Source organism: Phytoactinopolyspora endophytica (genome assembly GCF_004138495.1).
Lineage (GTDB): Bacteria > Actinomycetota > Actinomycetes > Jiangellales > Jiangellaceae > Phytoactinopolyspora > Phytoactinopolyspora endophytica.
The window spans coordinates 138,320-140,275 of record NZ_ML142858.1 but is presented as its reverse complement, the minus strand read 5'-3'; the positions used below and the strand labels follow the sequence as shown (position 1 = coordinate 140,275).

Here is a 1,956-nt window from a genome sequence, read left to right as displayed (position 1 = left end):
TCATCTCGAAGCCGGCTTCTGCGACCATCGACTGGATCATCTCCTCGACCCGGTTCGATCCGGAGATCGAGGTGAGCTCGAATTTCACCGGTGTGGGGTACCCGGAGTCCTCGACCAGCTGCTTCGCCGTATCGATGTCACGCTCCGGGCAGTCGGGCTCGTCGTAGAACGGGCTGCTCGGCGAGAGCGGGCTGCAGGACGGGTGGTAGAGGCCCTGGGAGATCGCGTCGACGATGGCCTGGCGGTCGATCGCCAGATCGAGTGCCCGCCGCAGGTCCTCGGACTCGGCCAGAGGCGTGTCGAGCGGTTCCGGTGCCTCACCGATGCCGTTCTGGTTGGCCATGTTGACCTGGAACGCGTTCCAGCCGATCCCGGTCTGGGTGTGCATGTCGATGTCGTCGGCGGCTTCGAGTGCGGCCGAGTCCTCGGGTGCGACGCTGAGCGCCGCGTCGATGTCCCCGGAGCTCAGGTTGACCGCGCGGACGTTCCCATCCGGGATGATCACGTACTCCACCCCGTCGAGGGCGACGTTCTCGGCGTCGTAGTACAGCTCCGACTTGCTGAGCGTCAGCGAGACGCCGGCCGTCCACTCGTCCAGCTCGAACGGTGCGACGCAGACCGGCTCGGTGCCGTAGTCGTCGCCGAGCGCGTCCAGCTGCGCGGGCGAGGCGATCATGCCGGCGAACGATGCCAACGCGTTGACGATCCGGGCATCGGACCATTCGAGGTGGAAGACGAGGGTCTCGGCGTCCACCGCCTCGATCTCCTCGACAGCGGCGAAGTCCTCGGCGACGCTGCTGCCCTCGAACTCGATGTTGCGCTCGATGGCGTACTTGGCGGCTTCGGCGTCGAACGGCTCACCGTCGTTGAAGACGACCCCGGTACGCAGTGGGACGGTCACCGTCAGACCGTCGTCGGAGATCTCCGGATAGTCGGTGGCCAGCTGCGGGACCGGCTCCATGTTGGCGTCCACCGTGTACAGGCCTTCACAGACCGTCAGCAGCACCTGGTACGCGGCCTTGAACGGCTGCTGTGCCGGATCCAGCGTGTTGGGCTCGGCGTAGAGACCGACCTTGAGGACGCCGCCCGCTTCCGGCGGAGCGGCGTTCGGCGTCTCCGCGGTGTCGGAGGAGTCATCTGCTCCACCACCGCAGCCGCTGACCAGGGCCGCGAGCACTGCAATGCTGGCAAAACCGCGATGGATCCGCTTCATTGACACACCTTCGATGTCGTGTGGACAGGGGGCTCTGGCACTGATTGTTCAAGTAATGTCATATACAATATTGGATGTCAATGAACAATGTGTAACGTATGGTTCTTGCTCGTCAGCGACCATCATTCCGCGGGGAGGCCGGGACTCGGATGCGGGAGGTCACCACAGACTGGACGATCGACGGGTGCCACCGGAGCTTCCCGCACACTGCGCTGGGCATGCCGGCCACCCGGATACCCGAGGCCGGGTGGCGGCTGCACGACCACTTCGCGACGCCGATCATGTCGCTCAAGGCGAGCGCGCTCTCGCACAACCTGGACCGGATGCGCCGATATTGCGAGGAGCACGGCGTCCGGATCGCCCCGCATGGAAAGACCACGATGTCTCCGGAGCTCATCCGGCGGCAGCTCGACCACGGCGCCTGGGGGATGACAGCGGCTACCGCATGGCAGGCACGCACCATGGTCGCCTTCGGGGCGCGGCGGGTCATCATCGCCAACGAGTGCATCGACCCGGCCGGTTTGGCCGGCCTGGTCGATCTGCTGCGAGCGCGCGCCGACGTGGAACTGCTCGCCTACGTCGACTCGGTGGAGACCGTGGAGGCGATGAGCACGGCGTTGCGGGATGCCGCCACCCGGCCGTTCCCGGTGCTCGTCGAGATGGGCGTCGCGGGCGGCCGGGCCGGTGCCCGGAGCATCGAGACAGCCCTTGAGGTGGGACGGGCCGTCGCCGCTTCACCGGAG

The 1,956-nt window shown here is 66.6% G+C and carries 2 protein-coding genes; one reads left to right on the top strand and one right to left on the bottom strand.

From position 1 onward, the window contains the following. A partial coding sequence (locus ELR45_RS19640; protein ID WP_129667970.1) for an ABC transporter substrate-binding protein occupies nt 1-1,213 on the bottom strand: 1,213 nt, incomplete at its 3' end. Nucleotides 1,214-1,362: 149 nt separating this feature from the next. Here ELR45_RS19640 and ELR45_RS35515 point away from each other — a divergent pair. Then, a partial coding sequence (locus ELR45_RS35515) for an alanine racemase (RefSeq protein WP_338069602.1) occupies nt 1,363-1,956 on the top strand: 594 nt, incomplete at its 3' end.